General features: G+C 67.5%; 20 protein-coding genes. 10 read left to right on the forward strand and 10 right to left on the reverse strand.

The window, feature by feature from the left end:
• The first annotated feature begins 15 nt into the window (after positions 1-15).
• Positions 16-720: a hypothetical protein gene (locus NMP03_RS11150; protein WP_256505479.1), complete on the forward strand. Its 705-nt coding sequence runs from the start codon at positions 16-18 to the stop codon at positions 718-720.
• Between the two features lie 157 nt (positions 721-877).
• Here NMP03_RS11150 and NMP03_RS11155 read toward each other — a convergent pair whose 3' ends face one another.
• The 3 genes from NMP03_RS11155 to ubiA are packed head-to-tail and all read right to left on the reverse strand — an operon-like array spanning position 878 to position 3918.
• Entirely contained in the window at positions 878-1645 is a 768-nt protein-coding gene (locus NMP03_RS11155; RefSeq protein WP_406697664.1) for a 3'(2'),5'-bisphosphate nucleotidase CysQ, read from the reverse strand.
• On the reverse strand, positions 1638-2972 hold the full coding sequence (locus tag NMP03_RS11160; protein WP_256505481.1) for a TldD/PmbA family protein: 1335 nt from the start codon (positions 2970-2972) through the stop codon (positions 1638-1640). The genes NMP03_RS11155 and NMP03_RS11160 overlap by 8 nt, the downstream gene beginning before the upstream one ends.
• Positions 2973-3003: 31 nt before the next feature.
• The gene (gene ubiA / locus NMP03_RS11165; protein ID WP_256505484.1) at positions 3004-3918 is read right to left on the reverse strand and encodes a 4-hydroxybenzoate octaprenyltransferase; all 915 of its coding nucleotides are present in this window, start codon (positions 3916-3918) and stop codon (positions 3004-3006) included.
• Positions 3919-4077: 159 nt separating this feature from the next.
• On the opposite strand from ubiA, the gene NMP03_RS11170 reads away from it, so the two are divergent.
• Together NMP03_RS11170 and NMP03_RS11175 are read left to right on the forward strand one after the other, a co-directional pair.
• A complete protein-coding gene (locus tag NMP03_RS11170) occupies positions 4078-4479 on the forward strand; it encodes a DUF2147 domain-containing protein (RefSeq protein WP_256505486.1) in 402 nt (133 codons plus the stop codon).
• Between the two features lie 56 nt (positions 4480-4535).
• Entirely contained in the window at positions 4536-5279 is a 744-nt protein-coding gene (locus tag NMP03_RS11175) for a 16S rRNA (uracil(1498)-N(3))-methyltransferase (RefSeq protein WP_256505487.1), read from the forward strand.
• A 249-nt stretch (positions 5280-5528) separates the two neighbouring features.
• Here the strand turns inward: NMP03_RS11175 and NMP03_RS11180 are convergent, their stop codons facing one another.
• Both NMP03_RS11180 and NMP03_RS11185 read right to left on the reverse strand, forming a co-directional pair.
• Positions 5529-6449, reverse strand: a complete 921-nt coding sequence (locus tag NMP03_RS11180; RefSeq protein WP_256505490.1) for a phasin family protein — start codon at positions 6447-6449, stop codon at positions 5529-5531.
• A 114-nt stretch (positions 6450-6563) separates the two neighbouring features.
• On the reverse strand, positions 6564-8312 hold the full coding sequence (locus NMP03_RS11185) for a PHA/PHB synthase family protein (protein WP_256505491.1): 1749 nt from the start codon (positions 8310-8312) through the stop codon (positions 6564-6566).
• Between the two features lie 124 nt (positions 8313-8436).
• Here NMP03_RS11185 and NMP03_RS11190 point away from each other — a divergent pair, with 124 nt between their 5' ends.
• On the forward strand, positions 8437-9645 hold the full coding sequence (locus tag NMP03_RS11190) for an LL-diaminopimelate aminotransferase (protein ID WP_256505492.1): 1209 nt from the start codon (positions 8437-8439) through the stop codon (positions 9643-9645).
• A gap of 140 nt (positions 9646-9785) precedes the next feature.
• Here NMP03_RS11190 and NMP03_RS11195 read toward each other — a convergent pair whose 3' ends face one another.
• Complete coding sequence (locus NMP03_RS11195) at positions 9786-10283, reverse strand: winged helix-turn-helix transcriptional regulator (RefSeq protein WP_256505493.1); 498 nt, start codon at positions 10281-10283, stop codon at positions 9786-9788.
• A gap of 134 nt (positions 10284-10417) precedes the next feature.
• Between NMP03_RS11195 and NMP03_RS11200 the strand changes: the two genes are divergently transcribed.
• From NMP03_RS11200 to NMP03_RS11220, 5 genes are all read left to right on the forward strand, one after another.
• On the forward strand, positions 10418-10720 hold the full coding sequence (locus tag NMP03_RS11200) for a CC_3452 family protein (protein ID WP_256505494.1): 303 nt from the start codon (positions 10418-10420) through the stop codon (positions 10718-10720).
• Positions 10721-10841: 121 nt separating this feature from the next.
• Complete coding sequence (locus NMP03_RS11205; RefSeq protein ID WP_256505495.1) at positions 10842-12926, forward strand: RelA/SpoT family protein; 2085 nt, start codon at positions 10842-10844, stop codon at positions 12924-12926.
• 185 nt (positions 12927-13111) lie between these two features.
• Positions 13112-13495, forward strand: coding sequence for an acyl-CoA thioesterase (locus NMP03_RS11210; RefSeq protein ID WP_256505496.1), 384 nt, complete (start codon positions 13112-13114; stop codon positions 13493-13495).
• A 91-nt stretch (positions 13496-13586) separates the two neighbouring features.
• The gene (locus NMP03_RS11215; protein ID WP_256505497.1) at positions 13587-15398 is read left to right on the forward strand and encodes a DUF885 domain-containing protein; all 1812 of its coding nucleotides are present in this window, start codon (positions 13587-13589) and stop codon (positions 15396-15398) included.
• Between the two features lie 178 nt (positions 15399-15576).
• On the forward strand, positions 15577-16602 hold the full coding sequence (locus tag NMP03_RS11220; RefSeq protein WP_256505498.1) for a glycosyltransferase family 2 protein: 1026 nt from the start codon (positions 15577-15579) through the stop codon (positions 16600-16602).
• A gap of 114 nt (positions 16603-16716) precedes the next feature.
• Here NMP03_RS11220 and NMP03_RS11225 read toward each other — a convergent pair whose 3' ends face one another.
• A complete protein-coding gene (locus tag NMP03_RS11225) occupies positions 16717-17445 on the reverse strand; it encodes a class I SAM-dependent methyltransferase (RefSeq protein WP_256505499.1) in 729 nt (242 codons plus the stop codon).
• Positions 17446-17458: 13 nt separating this feature from the next.
• A complete protein-coding gene (locus tag NMP03_RS11230) occupies positions 17459-17884 on the reverse strand; it encodes a GtrA family protein (RefSeq protein WP_256505500.1) in 426 nt (141 codons plus the stop codon).
• A gap of 197 nt (positions 17885-18081) precedes the next feature.
• Between NMP03_RS11230 and NMP03_RS11235 the strand changes: the two genes are divergently transcribed.
• Entirely contained in the window at positions 18082-19869 is a 1788-nt protein-coding gene (locus NMP03_RS11235) for an AcrB/AcrD/AcrF family protein (RefSeq protein WP_256505501.1), read from the forward strand.
• 158 nt (positions 19870-20027) lie between these two features.
• Here the strand turns inward: NMP03_RS11235 and NMP03_RS11240 are convergent, their stop codons facing one another.
• Both NMP03_RS11240 and folD read right to left on the reverse strand, forming a co-directional pair.
• Positions 20028-20648, reverse strand: a complete 621-nt coding sequence (locus NMP03_RS11240; RefSeq protein WP_256505502.1) for a MarC family protein — start codon at positions 20646-20648, stop codon at positions 20028-20030.
• A gap of 1 nt (position 20649) precedes the next feature.
• Positions 20650-21525 carry a bifunctional methylenetetrahydrofolate dehydrogenase/methenyltetrahydrofolate cyclohydrolase FolD gene (folD, locus tag NMP03_RS11245; RefSeq protein WP_256505503.1) on the reverse strand — a complete coding sequence of 292 codons (876 nt, stop codon included), beginning with the start codon at positions 21523-21525 and terminating at the stop codon, positions 20650-20652.
• Between the last annotated feature and the right edge of the window lie 49 nt (positions 21526-21574).

Below are 21574 nucleotides of genomic sequence, written 5' to 3' on the forward strand. Positions count from 1 at the left end.
ACGGCAGGGGCTAGCATGACCGACGTCGATCGCCAGATAGCGCGCGCGTCCGAAGCGCTCGACCGGTCGCGCGAGCGCTACGGCCAGGTGCGCGCGCGCGGCAAGCGCAAGCGCGAGGCCGAGGTGCTCAAGCGAGTCGGGCGGATCGCCGCCGCCGATGCCGCGATCATCGTCGGCGCGCTGATCCTCAGCGCCTTCGTGCCGCTCGGGGTGGGGGGTGCGCTGCTGGTGATGGGGCTGCTGATCGCCGCGACTTTGTTGCTGGCGATCTTCCCCGTCGCCGCCGCGCCGACGCCGCAGCGGCTGGCCGAAACCCCGCTCAAGGCGCTGCCGCTCCAGACCGAGCAATGGCTCGAGACGCAACGCCGCGCGCTGCCTGCGCCCGCGCAGACCCTGGTAGATTCGATCGGGGTGAAGCTCGAGACGCTGAGCCCGCAGCTGGCGACGCTCGACGAACGCGAACCCGCCGCCGCCGAGGTCCGCAAGCTGGTCGCCGAACAACTGCCCGAATTGCTCAACGGCTATGGCCGGGTGCCCGAACCGCTTCGCCGCACCGAGCGCAACGGCATCACCCCCGACCAGCAGCTAGTGAACGGCCTGCGCGTCATCGACGACGAGATCGCGCAGATGACCGCGCAATTGGCGCAGGGCGATCTCGACCTGCTCGCGACGCGCGGCCGCTATCTGCAGATCCGCTACCAGGGCGACGGCGAGGTTTGATCCGCCAAACCCTCTCCTGCTTGCGGGAGAGGGAGCGAGACTTGGGGTCGCGCTTGCGGCCCCTAGTCGCAGCGGTGAGGGTCTGTTTTTGGCGCGCACCGGTAGAAAGACGAGGTAGAAGGCCCTCACCCAACCCTCTCCTGCTTGCGGGAGAGGGCTAAGCGCCGGCCCGCTCGCGCAAGCGTGCCACCGCCGCCGCGTGGATCGCGGGCGCGGTCGTCAGCACGCCGAAGGCACGCGCGCGCGGGGTGTTGAACGACAATGCCGCGCCGGTCGCGTCGGTCACCGCCGCCCCCGCCTCGCGCGCCAGCAGCACCGCGGCGGCGATGTCCCATTCATTGCCCCAGCGCAACGTCGCGAGCAGATCGGCCTGCCCCGCCGCGACCATCGCCATCCGCAGCGCGATCGAATTGGGCTTGGCGACCGTCACGAAGTCGCGATCGGCGCGTGGCAGCACATCGGCAGGCACCCGCGCGCCTGCCAGCGTCGCATGATCGCTGGCGGCCAGGCGCGCATCGCCCTGATACGCCCCCTGCCCCGCGACTGCCCGCCAATGTTCGCCGCGCGCGGGCGCCGCAAGCACCCCCACCACCGGCTGCCCGTCCTCGACCAGCGCCACCGACACGCACCAGCCGGGCCGACCGCGCAGATAATCGCGCGTGCCGTCGATCGGATCGACCACCCAAAGCCGCCGCCGGCCCAGCCGATCCGCGTTGTCGGCGGTCTCCTCGGACAGCCAGCCGGCATCGGGCAGCAACGCCATCAGCCGCTCGCGCAGCAAATTATTCACCGCCAAGTCGAGCTCGCATACCAATTGGCCGGGGGACTTCTCCCACTGGTCCATCGGCGTGCCGAACCGCGCCATCGCCAGCGCGCCCGCCTCGGCGACGATCTCGCCGATCCGGGGGGCCAGGCCCTCAATCACCCGCGACGGTCATCCCGTCGACGCGCAGCGTCGGCACGTTGATGCCGTGGCGGAACACCAGGTCGCTCGCCGGGGTGATCGCGGCGAACATGTCCTTGAGGTTGCCGGCAATCGTGATCTCGGCGACCGGGCGGACGATCTCGCCAGCCTCGATCAGGAACCCCGCCGCGCCGCGGCTATAGTCGCCGGTGACGTGGTTGATCCCCTGGCCGATCAACTCGGTGACGTAGAGCCCGCGCTTCACCTCGCCGAGCAGCGTCGCACGCGGCAGCTTGCCCGCCGCCATATAGAGGTTGCTGGTCGACACCCCGCCACCGCGCGAGGCGTGACCGGTGGGTTCGAGCCCGAGCTGGCGCGCCGAAGCGCTGTCGAGCAGCCAGGTCTCTAACATCCCCGCCTCGACCAGGATCGTCGGCGATACCGGCAGCCCCTCGCCATCGAACGGCTTCGAGCGCAGCCCGCGCGGCCGGTGCGGATCGTCATGGATATCGACGCCCGGAGCGAAGACCTGCTTGCCGAGCATGTCTTTGAGGAAGCTGGTGCCGCGGGTGATCGCGCCGCCCGCGATAGCGGCGATGAAATGGCCGAGCAGGCTCGATCCGACGCGCGGATCGAACACGATCGGCAGCGGACCGCTGGGCAGCTTGATCGGGTTGAGCCGTGCCACCGCCTGCTGGCCCGCGCGCATGCCCACCGATTCGGGCGATTCGAGCGCCGATTGGTAGCGCTGCGAATCATAGGCATAGTCGCGCTGCATCGCGCCGCCCTCGCCCGCGATCACGCTCGCCGACACGCCGTAATTGGTGGTGCGATACGCCGAGGCGAAACCATGGCTGGTGGCGAGCGCGGTCACCGCCTCGCGCGCCGAGGCGCTGCCGCCTTCGCTGTTGGTGACCCCGGCGACCGCGCGCGCGGCGTCTTCGGCGGCCTGCGCGCGGGCCTTCAGCGCCTGCGGGTCCGACACGCCGCCGTCCCACAGGTCGAGATCGGGGGCGTTGCCGCGCAGCAGCCGGTCTTCGGGGGCCAGCCCCGCCCAGGGGTCTTCGGGCGCGAGCCGTGCCATCGCCACCGCGCGTTCGGCCAATGCCGCGATCTCGTCGGGGTTGAAGCGCGACGACGACACGCTCGCCGATCGCTTGCCGACGAAGACGCGCAGCGACAGCCCCTCGTCCTCCGAACGATCGACGTCCTCGACCGCGCCGAGGCGGATCGACACCGCGGTCGAGGCATCGGCGGAAACGGTGGCATCGGCGGCATCGGCACCGGCGGCGCGCGCGCGATCGACGGCATGGCACGCGGCATCGCGCGCTTGTTCGGGGGTCAGCATCGAAAGCACTTAGGAACGCAGATCGGGAACGTCAAAGATTGGCGGCGAATCCCAGCGTCGCGCAGGCGAGGAACATCGCGAAGCCGGCAAAGCGGTTCGACCGGAAGCGCGCCAGCGCATTGGCACCGTCGGCGGGCCGCAGCGTCGCGACCTGCCAGCCGAAATGCAGCGCGACCGGGACCAGCAGCGCGAGCGCCAGCGGATCGGCAAAGATCTGCCAGAACGCCGCGCCCCATGATGCGAGTGCGGCGGCGTAGAAGCCCGCAACGCCGGGCTTCACCCGCGCCCCCAGCGCACGCGCCGACGATCGCACCCCCACCAGCGCATCGTCCTCGACATCCTGCAACGCATAGATGGTGTCATAGCCGATCACCCAGGCGATGCTGCCGGCATAGAGCAGCAGCATCGGCGTCAGCTGGCCGGTGGCCATTTCGACCCAACCGACCAATGCCGCCCAGGAAAATACCATGCCGAGCCACGCCTGCGGCCACCAGGTGATCCGCTTCATGAAGGGATAGGCGGCGACCAATGCGAGGCTGGCAACCGCCACCGCTTGCGCCTGCCAGCGCAGTTGCAGCAGCACCACCAGCCCGATCGCGCACAAGGCGATCAGCCAGGCCCAGGCCGCCTTGGCCGAAACCGCGCCGCTCGCGAGCGGGCGGTTGCGCGTGCGCTCGACCTGCGCATCGAGGTCGCGATCGACGATGTCGTTATAGACACATCCGGCACCGCGCATCGCGATGCTGCCGAGCAGGAACCACGCGAGCAGATCCCAGCGCGCGATCACGCCGCCGGCGAGCGCGATCGCCCAGGCGCCGGGCCAGAACAACAGCCACCACCCGATCGGTCGATCGAAGCGCGCGAGCATCGCAAAGGGCCGCGCGGCGGCGGGCAACAGGCCGATCAGGCCGCGATGTTCGGTGTCGGGGACGATGTGCGTAGTCACGCGGGGTTCATTGCCCGGTTTGGGGCGTGCAAGCCACCCGTCCTAGCAAGACCCGTTTCCCCCCTCCCTTTCAGGGAGGGGAGCATGCGGCACGGAACCCTTGCCTGCGCCCACCCGTTCGAACCGATCACCGATCCAAACCCCACCAAAGGAACCCTCATGCTCAAACGCTTGAGCACCATCGCCGCGCTCCTGCTGGCCGCCTCACCCGCAGCGGCACAGCGTGCGCCCGATTGGTCGGGGGTGTGGCGCAACGCCGCCAACAGCGTCCATATCCGCGCGCAACGATGCGGGCGCGCGATGTGCGGCACGGTGATCTGGGCCAATGCAAAGGCAAAGGCCGACGTTGCGCGCGCCAGCGACGCAGCGCTGGTGGGCACCCAATTATTCCGAAATTTCGAATATGAGGACGGCGTCTGGTATGGCGAGGTCTTCGTCCCCGATCTCGGCCGCGCGTTCGAAGGCACCATCGACCTCGCCGACCGCAATACGCTGGTCGGCACCGGATGCCTGTTCGGCAATTTCGGCTGCCGCGAGCAGCGCTGGGTGCGGGTAAAGTGATCTTCCGGATGCTCGGGCGATTTGCAGCGCCGGGGAAGCGCCTCTAGCAGGGGCCGATGCCCGCAACCCCCGCCTGGCCGCCCGATTCCACTCCGCGGCTCTATGTCGAGCAAGCGCTCGCGCTCGGCGCGCGTCTGCGCATCGACGGCGCGCAGGCGCATTATCTCGCCGGGGTCATGCGGCTCAAGCCCGACGACCCGGTGTTGCTGTTCGACGATAGCAGCGGCGAATGGCTCGGGCTGGCGCGCGACGTGCGCAAGCGCGACCTGACGATTGAGATCACCCGGCATCTTCGTCCGCGCGAGCCGGTCCCCGACCTGTGGCTGTGCGTCGCGCCGATCAAGAAGGGGCGGATCGACTGGGTCGCCGAAAAGGCGTGCGAGCTCGGCGCGGCGCGGATGGTGCCGGTGCTGACGCGGCGGACGATCGTCGACCGGCTGAACCTCGATCGGCTCCGCGCGCACATGATCGAAGCCGCCGAACAATGCGGCCGCACCGCGCTCCCCGAGCTGGTCGAGCCGGTGAAGCTGGCGGCGCTGCTGGCCGAATGGCCGCCCGAGCGCGCGCTGTTCTTCGCCGACGAAAGCGGCGGCGTGCCTGCGTTCGCGGCAATGCGCGCGCATGCCGGGCCGGCGGCGATCCTGATCGGCCCCGAGGGCGGGTTCACCCCCGAGGAACGCGAGGCGATCCGCGCATTGCCGCAGGCGGTAGGCGTGGCTTTGGGGCCGAGGATCCTGCGCGCCGAAACCGCCGCGGCGGCGGCGCTGGCGGTATGGATGGCAGCGGCGGGAGATTGGTAGGACGCCCGGGCGCTTGCTCCCCTCCCTGAAAGGGAGGGGCTGGGGGTGGGTCGGTGCCTGAGCTACGGCAAGTCCGGTCGCAAGGGTTTCCGTATCGCCTGGACCCTACCCACCCCCGACCCCTCCCTTCCAGGGAGGGGAGAAGAAGGCGCTCACCCAACCATCTCCCGCAAGCGGGAGAGGGCCAGAACAAAAAAAGGGCAGCGTCCCTTTCGGAACGCCGCCCCTTCTGCCGCAACACAACCGCGATTATGCGGTCGGCTTAGCCTTGTCGGCGGCGATCGCCATCCGGTTCGACAGCGGCTGCGCGGCGTCGCCGGCCAGCTTCATCATGTGCTCGGTGGTCTTCGATGCTTCGGCGACATAGGCGTCGAAGGCGGCGCGCATGTAATCGCTCTGCAGCTTGAACAGCTCGGTCGGCGACTTGACCGCGGCCATGCTCTTCATCGCGGCGGTGGCCTGCTCGAACGACTTGCGGCCGAACTCGGCAGCTTCCTGCGTCAGCGCTTCCATGCCCTTGGCGGCGATGCGACCCGATTCGGTAACCGCTTCGAGATTGCTCTTGGCCATTTCGTTCATTTCTTCGACCATCTTGGCATTCTTTTCCATCATGCCCTTGGTGCGGTCATTCATGTCGCCGAACATTGCCTGTGCTTGGGCCTGGGTCTGGTCGGCGGCGTTCTTGATCTCGGTCTGCATGGTTCGGGTATCCTTCTCGACGGTGCGCGCCGCAGCCTGAACGACCTTGGCGGTTTGGGTGGCAACGGCCTTTGCGGTGTTCGCGACCTTTTCGGTCGTCTTGGCGACCGGTGCGGCCAGCATCTTGGCTGCCGCTTGGGTCTTGGCGACGACATCGGGTTTTGGCACCGGCGTCGTTGCGGGGTCTGATTTAGCGCTCGGGTTCGCCGCGGCGACCTTGGCGGGTGCCGGGTTGACGATTGCCGAGGCAATATCGGGCTTGGCCGCGATCGAGCGCTGGATCGCTTCGATCGCAGCGGCAGGAACCGGGGGCTTGGCGATTTCAGGCGCCGGCGCTGCGGGCGCGGGCTTCGGCGCTACAGGCGCTGCCTTAGCCGCCACCGGCGCGGCCTTCGCGGTTACCGGCACCGGCTTCGCCTTGGTCGTGCTGCCCGAGACTTTCGGACCGGTGGGCTGACCTTTGTTGGCCATAAGGCCTCCCTGGGGTAAAATGCTGCAGAGCAGTATCTACCCCAAACCCACCGGGAACGCAAATTTTATGTTGCGGCGCAACATAAGCGTCATATCGCGGGCTAACTGGTGCAATCAGCGCGTTTTCACATACTCGCCGGGAGCATCGGCCAGCGCCTGCAGCTTGCCCTTGCCGGGAATGCGCGCGCCGCGTGCTGCGACTCGCGTCGCATCGGCGGCTTCGATCCACTGCAGCCAATCGGGCCACCAGCTCCCCTTGGTTTCGGTCGCACCCGCGACGAACTCGGCGAGCGACGACACCTTGGCTTCGTTGGTCCAATATTGGTATTTGTTGGCGCTCGGCGGGTTCACCACCCCCGCGATATGTCCCGATCCCGCGAGCACGAAGCGCAGCGGCCCGGTGAAATGGTCGGTGATCTTCCAGACGCTATGCGCCGGTGCGATATGATCTTCGCGTCCCGCCTGGATGTAGCTGGGGGTCTTAACCGTCGACAGGTCGATCGGCGTGCCCGCGATCTGCATCGCGCCGGGCATCACCAGCTTGTTGTCGCGATACAGGTCGGTCAGATAGCTTTGATGCCACTTCGCCGGCAGGTTGGTGACGTCGGCATTCCAGTGGAGCAGGTCGAACGGCGCATAATCGGCGCCGAGCAGATAATTGTTGGTGACATAGTTCCAGATCAGGTCGCGGCCGCGCAGCAGGTTGAAGGTGGTCGCCATGTAGCGCCCGTCGAGATAGCCGTCGCTCGAGAGCGAATCGATCATCTTGAGCTGCTCGTCGCCGACGAACAGGCTGAGCTCGCCCGCCTCGGCGAAATCGACCTGGGTGGTGAAGAAGGTCGCGGTCTTCAGCTTGTCGGCCTCGCCGCGCGCGGTCAGCAGCGCCAGCGTCGCCGCAAGCGTGGTGCCCGCGACGCAATAACCGATCGCATGCACGCCCTCGACGCCGAGCAGCTCGCGCACCGTGTCGATCGCATCGATCTGCCCGCGCTCGACATAATCGTCCCAGACGACGTCCTTCATCGACGCATCGGCCGAGCGCCACGACACGACGAACACGCTCAGGCCCTGCTCGACCGCCCAGCGGATGAAGCTCTTCTCGGCGGTCAGGTCGAGGATGTAGAAACGGTTGATCCAGGGCGGGAAGATCACCAGCGGGGTTTCGAAGACCTGCTTGGTCGCGGGTGCATAGTGGATCAGCTCGTACAGCGGCGTGCGGCGCACCACCTTGCCCGGCGTCATCGCCAGGTTGCGCCCGAGCTCGAACGCCGAGGTGTCGCTCTGCGTCATCTGCCCCTTGGCGATGTCGGCGAGCATGTTCTGCAGCCCCTTGAGCAGATTCTCGCCGCGCGTTTCGACGATCTTCTCGATCACCTCGGGATTGGTGGCGGGGAAGTTGGTCGGGCTCATCGCGTCGATGAAGCCCTGGGTGGCGAAGCGGATCTGCTCCTTCTGGCGCGGCTCGACGCCCTCGAGCGAATCGACGCCCTTCACCATGTGATCGGCAATCAGGAAATAGCTCTGCCGCAGAAAGTCGAAGACCGGGTCTTCGCGCCATTGCGGCGCCCTGAAGCGCCGGTCCCTGGCGTGTTCGGGGCTTTCCTCCGCCCGCACCGCGTGCGCGGGGTCGAGGAAGCGCTGCCACAGCTCCAGCGTGTCGGTCCAGAAGGCGGCGCCCGCGCGCATCGCCTGTGCGGGGTCAAACATCGCGGGGAAGGCGGGGGCGGCCTTGGCGGCGGGAAGCTGCGCCATCATGTCGATGCCCGCCTCCATCATCATCTGCTGCGCGCGGCCGAGCACCCCGGTCCAATGTTGCAGCTCTTGCAGGCTGGGGGCCGCGGGGGGAGCGGTGGGTTCGGCCATGCGGGAGATCCTCTTGCTGTTGCCGATGCTCTACCCGCGCAGGGCTCGCGAAGAAACCCGCGCGGCACGTCCTTTCGCTGCGCGGGCGATGGAGCTAAGGGCATAACGTCCGAAGGGAGCATCCATGTCCGACGAATTCTACCGCATCAAACGCTTGCCGCCTTATGTCATCGCCGAGGTCAACGCGATGCGGGCGCAGGCGCGCAGCGGTGGCGAGGACATTATCGACCTGGGCATGGGCAATCCCGACCTGCCGCCGCCGCAGCATGTGATCGACAAATTGTGCGAAGTCGCGCGCAAGCCCGACGCGCATGGCTATTCGCAGTCGAAGGGAATCCCCGGCCTCCGCAAGGCGCAGGCCAATTACTACGGTCGCCGTTTCGGGGTCGAGCTTGATCCCGAGACCGAAGTCGTCGTCACGATGGGATCGAAGGAAGGGCTTTCGAGCCTGGCCACCGCGATCACCGGGCCGGGCGATGTCGTGCTGGCGCCCAACCCCTCCTATCCGATCCACACCTTTGGCTTCATCATCGCAGGCGCCGCGATCCGCAGCGTACCGACGACCCCCGACGAGGAGTATTTCCGCTCGCTCGAGCGCGCGATGGCGTTCACCGTGCCGCGCCCCAGCGTGCTGGTCGTGGGCTACCCCTCGAACCCCACCGCCGAGACGGTCGATCTCGCCTTTTACGAGCGGCTGGTCGCCTGGGCGCGCGAGAACAAGGTGTGGGTGCTCAGCGACCTTGCCTATTCCGAGCTCTATTATGACGGCAACCCGACGCGATCGATCCTCGAGGTGCCCGGCGCCAAGGATGTCGCGGTCGAATTCACCTCGCTGTCGAAGACCTATTCGATGGCGGGCTGGCGGATGGGCTTCGCGGTCGGCAACCAGAAGCTGATCGCGGCGCTGACGCGGGTCAAATCCTATCTCGATTACGGCGCGTTCACGCCGATCCAGGCGGCGGCCTGCGCCGCGCTCAACGGCCCGCAGGACATCGTCGCGGCGAACCGCGCGCTGTACCACAAGCGCCGCGACGTGCTGGTCGAATCCTTCGGCCGCGCGGGCTGGGACATTCCCGCGCCGCGCGCGTCGATGTTCGCCTGGGCGCCGCTGCCGCCCGCGCTGCGCGAGATGGGCAGCCTCGAATTCTCCAAGCAGCTCCTAACCCATGCCCAGGTCGCGGTGGCGCCGGGGGTCGGCTATGGCGAGGACGGCGAAGGCTATGTGCGGATCGCGATGGTCGAGAACGAACAACGGCTGCGCCAGGCGGCGCGCAACGTGAAGAAATATCTCCAGTCGATGGGGGTAAATACGCCGACGACCAAGGTGGGGTAACGCCTCTTCGTCACCCCGGCCTCGTGCCGGGGCCCACCCGTCGCCGGCGGTGGTGCCCGCCTCTCGTCCTCACCGCCGGCCGCGCGGTGGACCCCGGCACAAGGCCGGGGTGACGGGGGCAGGTCGAACGGAGGTGCCTTTTACCCCGCCGCCTTCAGCTTGGCGTCGGCGTCGCGCACATCTTCGGGTAGCGACCATTCCATGTCGCCTTTCTTGTTCAGCACCCGCCCGTCATGGCTCATCACCTGCACCGGCGCGATCGGCTTGCGGTCGCGGGCGTCGACCAGCACCGGCGAAGCGGGAGTGCCCGTTTCCCAGCGCTCGCCCCATTGGCGCAGCGCCACCATCGTCGGCAGTAGCGCATAGCCCTTTTCGGTCAGCCGATATTCCACCTTCCGGCGATCATCGTCCATCGGCCGCCGCGCCAGGATGCCGTGATCGACCAGCCGGCCCAAGCGGTTGGCCAGGATGTTGCGTGCGATCCCGAGCTCGGCCTGATATTCCTCGAAATGATGCAGCCCGTTAAAGCTGGCGCGCAGGATCATGAACGACCAGCGTTCGCCCATGGCTTCGAGCGCGGCGGGCAGGCTGCAGGCAGTCGCCAGAGCGCGGAGCGGCTCGCGGATTTTCTCGTTCATCGTCGACGACATAGCCCAAGGCACCGGGGTTGAAAACGCGGCAGATATATTGCCTTGCAGCATAAGTTCCATCTTGCAACTAATCCGCGATATGGTAGGTTGCGAATCGCTACTGGTTCTTGGAGGAATCGCCCATGCGCACCATCCTATCGGCTTCGGCCGTCATCATGCTCGCCCTCGCCGTTCCCGCTGTGGCGCAGGGCCAAGGCTATTATGCCGCGGTTCCTGCCACCCCCGCGGTCGGCAAGAAGCTGGTCACCCGCGACACGATCTGGCGCTGCGGCGACAGCGGCTGCGGCGCGCCCAAATCGGCGACGCGCCCGGCGATCCTGTGCGAGCTGCTGGTACGCGAAGTCGGTTCGCTGCAGTCGTTCAGCGTCGCCGGCACCGCCTTCGACGCCGATGCGCTCGCCAGGTGCAACGCCGGCGCCGAATGACGCGCCCATGGCCCTAATCGCGTGATCGAAATGCCACCGCCGCGACGAATGATCGGAGCGGCGGGGGCGATCGCGCAACAATCCGTTGCCAATCGCTACGCTGCGCCCCCATCTTGGGCAGGTGTTACGCCAATATGAACTCGTCGATCGGGTGCTGAGCTACGATCCCAACGCCAACGAGGCGTTGCTCAACCGCGCCTATGTCTTTTCGATGCACGCGCATGGCAGCCAGAAACGCGCCTCGGGCGATCCCTATTTCAGCCATCCGATCGAGGTGGCGGGGATCCTGACCGACCTGCATCTCGACGACGAGACGATCGCAACCGCGATCCTGCACGACACGATCGAGGATACCGTAGCTACCCCTGAGGAAATCCTTGCCAAGTTCGGCCCGGCGGTCGCACGGATGGTCGACGGCGTCACCAAATTGTCGAAGATCGAGGCGCAGACCGAAAGCCAGCGCGCCGCCGAAAACCTACGCAAGTTCCTGCTGGCGATGTCCGACGACATTCGCGTGCTGCTGGTGAAGCTGGCCGACCGGCTGCACAACATGCGAACGCTGCACCACATCGCCAAGCCCGAGAAACGCCGCCGCATCGCCAAGGAGACGATGGACATCTATGCCCCGCTCGCCGAGCGGATCGGCATGTACGAGTTCATGAAGGAGATGCAGACGCTCGCCTTTCGCGAGCTCGAGCCCGAGGCGTATGAATCGATCACCCGGCGGCTGACCGCGCTCAAGGAGGGCGGCGAACGGATCGGCAAGATCGGCGCGGGGCTCGAGCAACTGCTGTCGCGAGTCGGGATCGAGGCAGCAGTGTCGGGCCGCGAGAAGCACCCCTATTCGATCTGGCGCAAGATGTCCGAGCGGCATGTCAGCCTCGACCAGCTGTCGGACATCATGGCGTTCCGTGCGATCGTCGCGACCGAGGAGGAATGCTATCGCGCGCTGGGCGCGATCCACCGCAAATGGCCGATGGTGCCGGGGCGGTTCAAGGATTACATCTCGACCCCCAAGCGCAACGGCTATCGATCGCTCCACACCAGCGTGTTCCATGCCGGCGACAACCGGATCGAGATCCAGATCCGAACGCAGGCGATGCACGCACAGGCCGAACACGGGCTGGCGGCGCATTGGTCGTACAAGCAGAACGAGGTGCGCCCCGACACCCAGGTGCGCTGGATCCAGGACCTGGTCGAGATCCTCGAAAATGCCGAGAGTCCCGAGGAGCTGCTCGAACATACCAAGATGGCGATGTACCAGGATCGCATCTTCGCCTTCACCCCGCGCGGCGAGCTGATCCAGCTGCCCAAGGGCGCGACGCCCATCGACTTTGCCTATGCGGTACATACCGATCTTGGCGACCAGGCGGTGGGGGCGAAGGTGAATGGCCGCGTGCTGCCGCTGCGCACCGAGATCGAGAATGGGGACCAGGTGCAGATCTTGCGATCGAAGGCGCAGACGCCGCAGCCCAATTGGCTGAACTTCGCGATCACCGGCAAGGCGCGCGCTGCGATCCGCCGCCACATCCGCCACCGCGAGCGCGACGAGACCGTGGCGCTGGGGCATAAATTGTACGACGACATCGTCGCGCGGCTGCCGGTGCCGGTGGGCGCCGATGCGGTGCCTGACGCGCTCAAGCGGTTGAAGCTGCACGACGAAGGCGCGTTGATGGAGGCCATCGCGCGCCAACAGGTGACCGATGCCGCGGTGATGGAAGCGCTGATGCCGGGTTCGGCCGAAGGCGCCGACACGATGATGCTGCCGCAGCTCCACGCGATCAGCATCAAGGGGCTTACCCCGGGCATGGCGTTCGACCTCGCCGAATGCTGCCGCCCGGTGCCCGGCGACCGGATCGTCGGGGTACGGCGGCCGGGGATGCCGATCGAAGTCCATGGCATCACCTGCGCGCTGCTGGCCGACGGCGAAGACGCCGACTGGGTCGATCTCGCCTGGGGCGACAAGGCCGAGGGCGGGACCGCGCGGGTGAACGTGACGCTCAAGAACGAGCCCGGCGCGTTGGGCGCGGTCGCGACGATCATCGGCGCACACAAGGCGAACATCCTCGGCATCCGCATGGATAATCGCGACACGACGTTCCACACCAATACGATCGACCTCGAGGTGCGCGACGCGACGCACCTGATGAAGCTGCTGGCGTCGCTGCGCGCGGCGGATGCGGTGAGCGCGGCGGAGCGGGGGTAGGCCCTTCGTCACCCCGGACTTGATCCGGGGTCCATGCGAGCCAACCGCCGGCAGAGCCCGGCCAGTGACGACACCGAATCGCCTGGACCCCGGATCAAGTCCGGGGTGACGGTGTTAACGCATCAACGCATCACCCTACCCACCCGGCAATTGACATTAATGTCAATAAGGAGCATTCTGCAACAATGCACCATCATCAGCTTTCGATCGCGCCGAGCGACATCGACCATATGGGGCACGTCAACAACGCGGTGTACCTCAACTGGGTGCAGGAAGCCGTGGTTGCCTATTGGGAGACGGTCGCGCCCGCCGAGGCGGTGGCGCGGCACCTGTGGGTCGCGCTCAAGCATGAGATCACCTATCGCCGCCCCGCGTTCCTCGACGATGCGCTGATCGCCACCGTCGTCGCCGAGCGCGTCGAGGGCGCGCGCGCGTTCTTCACGACGCTGATCAAGCGCGGCGAGGATGTGTTGGCCGAAGTCGAAAGCAGCTGGTGCGCGCTCGACTCGGATACGCGACGCCCGATCCGCGTCGCCAAGGATATCGCGGGTCGGTTCCTGCGCGGCTGACAGGCCCCCTTCTCGAATAGGAGGGAAGGATGGTTGAATCTCCTGCGCTCACCGCTAGGCTTGTGGGACACCATTCAACCCAAGGCCCCCCATGCATCGCCGCGATTTCCTGAGTTCCACTGCCGCGATCGGCGCGGTCGCCGCGTTGCCCGGCTTCGCACGCGCGCAGGCGGCGGTGGGGTCGGGCGATGCCGCGCTTACCCAATTGTTCGACCAGGTGTTTCAGGCAGCGCTGCCGCGCTCCCCCGAGCTCGCGACGCAATTGGGGTTCGACAATGGTCCCAACGCCGCGCTCAAGCGCCGGCTGTCCGATCGCGGCGCGCAGGCGCGCGCGCGCGACGCGAGCGAAGTGAAGAAGGCGATCGGCGCGATCGAGGATGTCGCCCCCAAAACGCTGTCGCCCGCCGCGCGGCTCGACCGCGAGGTGGTGCTGTATTCGCTGCGCAGCCAGACCACCGCCTGGGACCGCTTCAAGCTCGGCTCGGTCCTCCGCCCGTTCACGATCTTCCAGCAGGGCGGCGCCTATTTCTCGACCCCCGATTTCCTCAATTCGGCGCATACCGTCACGACCGCCGAGGATGCCGAGGCGTATCTGGCAAGGCTCGACGCGTTCGCGGCCGTGCTCGACCAGGAAAGCGCGGTGCAGGCCGAGGAGGCGGCGCGCGGCTATCTTGCGCCCGATTTCTCGCTCGACCTGACGCTCCGGCAGATGGCGGCGCTGCGCGCACCGGCCGCCGCCGAGAACAATCTGACGACGTCGCTTGCGCGGCGGGCGGCGGCAGCCGGGATCGCCGGCGACTGGAGCGCGCGCGCAGCGGCGATCGTCGAGGACAAGGTCTATCCCGCGCTCGATCGCCAGCAGACGGTGATCGCCAGGCTGCGCGAGGGGGCGCGCAGTTCTGCCGGGATCTGGGAGGTGCCGCAGGGTGCCGAAATCTATGCCGCCGCGCTCGCCCAGGCGACCACCACCACGCTCACTCCCGCCGAAGTCCACCAGATGGGGATCGAACAGGTCGCCGAGATCGGCGGCGAGCTCGACACGATCCTGAAGGCGCAGGGGCTGACCAGCGGCAGCGTCGCCGCGCGGCTCAACGCGCTCAACGCGCGGCCCGAGCAGCTCTATCCCGACACCCCGGCGGGGCGCGAGCAGCTAATCGCCAGCCTCAACGCCGACAATGCGGCGATGCAGGCCAAGCTCGGTGCGATGTTCGACCTGCCCCCCGACGCGCCGCTCGACATCCGCGCGGTGCCGGCGGAGATCCAGGACGGGGCCTCGAACGGCTATTATCGCCGCGCCGCGCTCGACGGGTCGCGCCCGGCCATCTACTTCATCAACCTCAAGAGCGTCGCCGACTGGCCGAAATATACGCTGCCGTCGCTGACCTATCACGAGGGGGTGCCGGGGCATCATCTGCAGATCAGCATCGCGCAGGGCGCGACCGCGCCGTTGCTGCGCAAGATCGGCTTTTTCGGGGCGTATACCGAGGGTTGGGCGCTCTATGCCGAAAGCGTCGCCGACGAACTCGGCGGCTATGCCACCCCGCTCGACCGCGCGGGGTTCCTGCAATCCTATCTGTTCCGCGCCGCGCGGCTGGTGATTGACACCGGCCTTCACCATCACCGCTGGACCCGCGAAAAAGCCACCGACTATCTGGTTGAAACCGTCGGCTTCGCGCGCCCGCGCTCGCTGCGCGAGGTCGAGCGGTACTGCACCCAGCCGGGCCAGGCGTGCAGCTACAAGATCGGCCACACCAGCTGGCTGCGCGCGCGTGCCAAGGCGCAGGCGATCATGGGCGAGCGCTTCGACGTCAAGGCGTTCCACGACATCCTGTCGTCGGGCGCGATGCCGCTGACGATCTTCGAACGGCTGGTGGAAGAGCGCGCGAACGCCGCGATGGGGTGACGCTTCTTCTCCCTTCTTTTTCTTCTCACTCCCCTCCCTGAAAGGGAGGGGTCGGGGGTGGGTCGGCCGGTTGGCGGGCGGTGCGTTTCCTCAGGTCCCCACCCACCCCCAACCCCTCCCTTCCAGGGAGGGGAGCAAGGTGGTTTGCCCTCCCCACCGCATCGGCTAAAGCGCCTCCATGCACCGCCCCGCCCTATCGATCGTCATCCCCTGCTATAACGAGGCCGCCTGCCTCGACGCGTTGCACGCCCGGGTATCGGCAGCCGCGCATGGCGCGGTGGGCGGCGATCACGAGATCGTGCTGGTCAACGACGGATCGCGCGACGCAAGCTGGGCGGTGATGCAGCGGCTTGCCGCCACCGATCCGCGGCTGGTGGCGATCAACCTGTCGCGCAACCATGGCCATCAGCTGGCGCTCACCGCGGGGCTCGACCTGTGTTCAGGCGACCAGATCCTGATCCTCGACGCCGATCTGCAGGACCCGCCCGAATTACTCAACGACATGCGCGCGGTGATGGCCGCCGAGGGCGCCGACGTCGTCTATGCGGTGCGGCGCCGACGCGAGGGCGAGACCTTCTTCAAGAAGCTGACCGCTGCCGCCTTCTACCGCGTGCTCGATCGCGTCACCGACACCCCGATCCCGCTCGACACCGGCGATTTCCGACTGATGAGCCGGCGCGCGCTCGATGCATTGCTGTCGATGCCCGAACAGGCGCGCTTCATCCGCGGGATGGTAGCGTGGGTGGGGTTCCGCCAAGTGCCCTTCGCCTATGACCGCGCCGAGCGTCACGCCGGCGAGACCAAATATCCGCTGTCGAAGATGCTGAGCTTCGCCTTCGACGCGGTCACCGGCTTTTCGACCGCGCCGCTGCGCTTCGCCAGCCATATCGGGCTGTGGCTGTTCGCGCTGTCGTTCCTGCTGATGATCTATATCGGCATCGGCTTTTTCACCGGCAGCGCGGTGCAGGGATGGACCTCGACGATGCTGGTGACGGTGTTTCTGGGCGCGGTGCAGATGTTCGTGCTGGGGATGATCGGCGAATATCTGGGGCGGCTATACGTCGAATCGAAGCGGCGGCCGCTCTATCTGGTCGCCGATGTCGCGGGGCCAGTGCGCGGGGTGGCGACGCTCGGCTATCGCGCGGGGGATGGGCAGATGGGCGAGGGGGATACCCCCCGTCCGTCTGAACGACCGTTAGAATAAGACCCCTCGTCACCCCGGACTTGATCCGGGGTCCAGGTGCGCCCTCCACCACAAGCGATACGCCGCTGGAAAACTCCCGCCTGGATGCCGGGTCAAGCCCGGCATGACAGATAACTAGGCTTTCCGCGCGATCGTGATCAGCGACAGCCCCGGCGGCATCGGCACGCGCCCGATCAAATGCCGCTCGAGCCCGAACACCGCCTGGAACAGCGCATTCACCGGCTTGGGCGGCGGCGAATCGTCGCTGTCGTCCTTGCCGGTGAGCTTGCCGACCGCGCGCGCGCCCACCGCCAGCGGGAACAGCAGCGAATTGAAATAGCGAAGCCCGTTATGCGTCAGCCCAGCGCCCGAAAGCGCAGCGCCAAGCGTCGCCTTCGAATAGCGGCGATGATGGTGGTTCACCACGTCGTGCGCCGACCACATCCAGGGGTGCGCGGGAACGGTGATCAGCACGCGGCCGCCGGGCTTGAGCGTGTCGGCGATCCCCCGCAGCGCGCCGACATCGTCCTCGATATGCTCGACCACATCGAGCACCGCGACCATGTCGTAGCTGCCGCGCGCCACCCCGGTGAGCTGCGGCAGCGGCGCGGTGCCGACCGGCTTGCCGAGCCTGGCGCTGGCGAATTCGGCGGCGGCGGGATCGATCTCGATCGCGTCGACCTCGCCGAAGCGCGCAAGCATCGGCAGATTATGCCCGGTGCCGCAACCGATCTCGAGGATCCGCGCAGCGGCGGGCAATCCACCCTCGCGCGCGACATAATCGGCCAGGATGTCGCGGCGCGCACGATACCACCAATGGGTGGTGTCGTGCGCCGCCATCCGGTCATAGACGATACGATCCATCAGCTAGGTCCCATCAGCGAAAAACCCATTGGCGGTTGAGGAAGAAGGTGACGATCGGCACCAGGATGACGCCGGGGATCAGCGGCACCCAGGGCGGCTGGTTGAGCAGGTCGGTCGCGACCCAGGTGATCACAGCGTGCATCGCCAGGCCGCTTGCCTGGACGCCGACGAACCTGGCCTGCTGCCCCGCTCCGGTGCGCTCGCCATGGCCGCGAAAGCTCCAGCGGCTGTGCAGCCAGAACCCTGCGGTCACCGCGACCAGAAAGGCGGGCGGCACCGCGAACACCGCCTGATCGCGCGCGAATACCCAGGTGGCGAGCGGCAGATAGACCGCGGTGTAGAGCGCGGTGGTGATGCCGCCTGCGAACAGGAAGCGCACCAGCTGGCCGACCACCGGGTGCCCGCGCATCGCCCGTATCTGTCGCATCACCGCCGCCACGCCATCCTTGCCCTTTGCGCCCGCTGAGATAGTAGGAGCGATATCGTATTTCCCCGTTCGGGCTGAGCTCGTCGAAGTCCGGCCCGCATGATCCGCCGGTGGAACGCTTGCGGATCGTTCGGGACACCCTTCGACAGGCTCAGGGCGAACGGAAGTGATGCGGCACTAAAGGGCGCATCGCGCGGAGGGAAGTCGTTTTGCATTCTGGTCGCCCGCTCGCCTTCGACCTCGCCCGCGATCTCGACCGCCACTGGCTGCGCTGGACCCTGCTCGCCTGGGTCGCGGTGGTGGCGTTCTATATCCACCAGCGCTGGGGCGGGATCTATTGGCTGTCGCTCGCCGACACCGACGACAATATGCGGCTGGCGCAGGTGCGCGCGTGGATGGGCGGCCAGGGGTGGTACGATCTGCGCCAATATCGGATGGATCCGCCGCGCGGGATCGACATCCATTGGAGCCGAATCGTCGACCTGCCGATCGCCGCGCTGATCTGGATCTTCGGCTGGTTCACCACCCCCGCCTGGGCCGAGCGGCTGGCGGTGGGATTCGCGCCAATGCTGCCACTGTCGATCACGATGGCGAGCGTCGCGCTGGTCGCGCGGCGGCTGGTCGCGCCGCTCGCCTGGCCACTGGCGATCGTGTTCCTGCTGTGCTGCGCGGTGACGATCCGGATGTTCTGGCCGCTGCGGATCGATCATCATGGCTGGCAGCTCGCCGCGCTAGCGGTGACGGTGGCGGGACTCGCCGATCCGCGCCGCGCGCGCGGCGGCGCGGTGGTGGGGCTGGCGAGCGCGTTTTCGCTCAGCATCGGGCTCGAGATGCTGCCCTATTGCGCAAGCGCGGGCGCGGTGATCGCGCTGCGCTGGGTGTGGCACCGCGACGAAGCGCGGCGGATGGCGGCCTATGCCGCGACGCTGGGCGGCGGCTGCGCGCTCGGCTTCGCCGCCTTCGCCTCGAACGCCAATTACGCGATGCGCTGCGACGCGCTGACCCCGGTATGGCTTTCGGTGATGGTGGTGGCGGGCGCGCTGCTGCTCGCGCTGGCGGCGGCAAACCCGGCGAACCGGACGTTGCGGCTGGTCGCGGCGGTGATCGCGGGCGGGGTGATCGCCGCGGGCTTCGCACTGCTGTTCCCGCAATGCCTCGGCCGGCCCGAGGGCGTATCGGAGGAACTCGCGCGCACCTGGCTGAGCAATGTACGCGAGGCCAAGCCGATCTATCGCCACCCCTTCGACACCGCCTTCCCGATGGCGGTACTGCCCGTGATCGGGCTGGTCGGCGCGATCGTCGCAAGCTGGCGCGCGCGCGGGACCGAGCGTTTCGTCGGCTGGGTCGCGGTGGCGCTGTTCGGTGCCTTCGCCTGCGCGATGCTGTTGTGGCAGGTGCGCGCGGCGCCCGCGGCGCAGCTGCTCGCGGTGCCCGGCGCGACCGCGCTCGGCTGGATCATCTTTCCCTGGCTGATGACGCGGACGTCGGTGCTGGTACGCGTGCTCGGCACCGTGGTCGCCTTCATGCTGGTGTCGGGGCTGTTCGCGGGGCTGGTGGTGCGCTGGGTGCCGGTCGATCGGCCCGATCCACGCGCGAAGATGATCAGCCGCGCGGGCGCGCGCTGCACCAGCCTGCCCGCGCTCGCGACGCTCAATCGCGTGCCCGCCGCGACGGTCTTCACCCATGTCGACCTCGCGCCGCGGCTGATCGTCGGTTCGCATCACAGTGGGATTACCGGGCCGTATCACCGCAATGGCGACGCGATCCTCGACGTCCATCACGCCTTCCAGCGGACTCCTGCCGATTTCCGCCGGATCGCGCAGGCGCATGGCGCGCGCTATCTGCTGATCTGCCCCAACATGGCCGAGACCACCAATTACCGGTCGCGCTCGCCGGGCGGTTTCTATGCGCAGATCGCGCGCGGGGAGGTGCCGGGCTTCCTCGAACGCGTGCCGCTGCCGCGCAATTCGCCGTATCGGTTGTGGCGGATACGGTGAGGACTGGCCCCCTCCCGCCGTTCGTCCTGAGTAGGGACTGAGCGCAGGCGAAGGCCCGTATCGAAGGATGTGCCCCAAGCGGGCGGTCCTTCGATACGCCGCTTCGATACGCTGCTGCGCAGCTACTCAGCGGCTACTCAGGACGAACGGGTGGTTGTCTACAACACCGTCGCGTCGAGCCCATCGAGCACGAACTGCGTCGCCAACGCCGCCAGCAGCACCCCGAGCAGCCGGGTGATCACCGCTTCGATCTTCACCCCCATCACCCGCATCAGCGGCCCCGCCGCGATCAGCGCGAGCATCGTCACCAGCAGCACCGACAAGAGCGCCGCCAGCACCGTCAGCGCCGAGGGGAGCCCGCTATTCTGGCTCATCATCAGCATCACCGACGCGATCGATCCGGGGCCGGCGATCATCGGCATCGCCATCGGGAAGGCGGCGACGTCGTCGACCTCGGGGGTGTCCATGATCTGTTGCGCGCGGTCCTCGCGGCGCTGGGTGCGCTTTTCGAACACCATTTCGAGCGCGATCAGGAACAGCATGATGCCGCCCGCAATCTTGAACGCATCGAGGCTGATGTGGAGCACGCGGAGCAAATCTTCGCCGAACAGCGCGAAGCCGAACAGGATGCCGCCCGCGATCATCGTCGCGCGGATCGCCATCGATCGCCGCTGGATCGGCGACGCGCCCGACGTGAGCCCGGCATAGATTGGCGCGCAGCCCGGCGGGTCGATGATCACGAAGAAGGTGATGAACGATGAGATGAAGAGTTCAAGCATGTCAGATCGCTTGGGCGTCGAGCACGATGCCGGTGCGGCGATGCGCTGCCACCAGCGTGTTGCGCAGCAGGCACGCGATCGTCATCGGACCGACCCCGCCGGGCACCGGGGTGATCGCCGCCGCGACGCTGGCCGCGCCCTCGAAATCGACATCGCCGACCAGCCCGTCTTCGGTGCGGTTGATGCCGACGTCGATCACCGTCGCGCCGGGCTTGATCCATTCGCCCTTGACGAACTTCGCGCGCCCGACCGCCGCGACGACGATGTCGGCGTGGGCGAGATGCGCCGCTAGGTTGCGCGTGCGCGAATGCGCGATCGTCACGGTGCAATCGGCGGCGGTGAGCAACGCCGCCATCGGCTTGCCGACGATGTTCGACCGGCCGACCACCACCGCGTTGAGCCCGGCAAGCTCGCCGAGCTGATCACGCAGCAGCATCAAACAGCCGAGCGGGGTGCACGGCACGAAGCCGTTGAGCCCGGTCGCCAGCCGCCCGGCATTGACCGGGTGGAAGCCGTCGACATCCTTTTCGGGATCGATCCGCGTGAGCACCGCCTGCGCATCGAGCTGATCAGGCAGCGGAAGCTGGACGAGGATGCCGTCCACCTTGTCGTCGCGGTTGAGCGCATCGACCAGCGCGATCAGCTCGGCCTGCGACGTATCGGCGGGGAGGCGGTGTTCGAAGCTCGCCATGTTGGCGGCGAGCGTCGCCTTGCCCTTGTTGCGGACATAGACCGACGAGGCCGCATCCTCGCCCACCAGCACCACCGCGAGGCCGGGCTTGCGCCCCGAATCGGCGGTGAAGGCTTCGGCAAGCGTGCCGACACGGGCACGCAGGGCGGCGGCGGCGGCTTTGCCGTCGATGATCGTTGCAGTCATGGAACGGCGGCATACAGGCTAGTCGCCCGCCCCGCCAGCGACCGATCGC

The organism is Sphingomonas qomolangmaensis (assembly GCF_024496245.1).
GTDB lineage: Bacteria > Pseudomonadota > Alphaproteobacteria > Sphingomonadales > Sphingomonadaceae > Sphingomonas > Sphingomonas qomolangmaensis.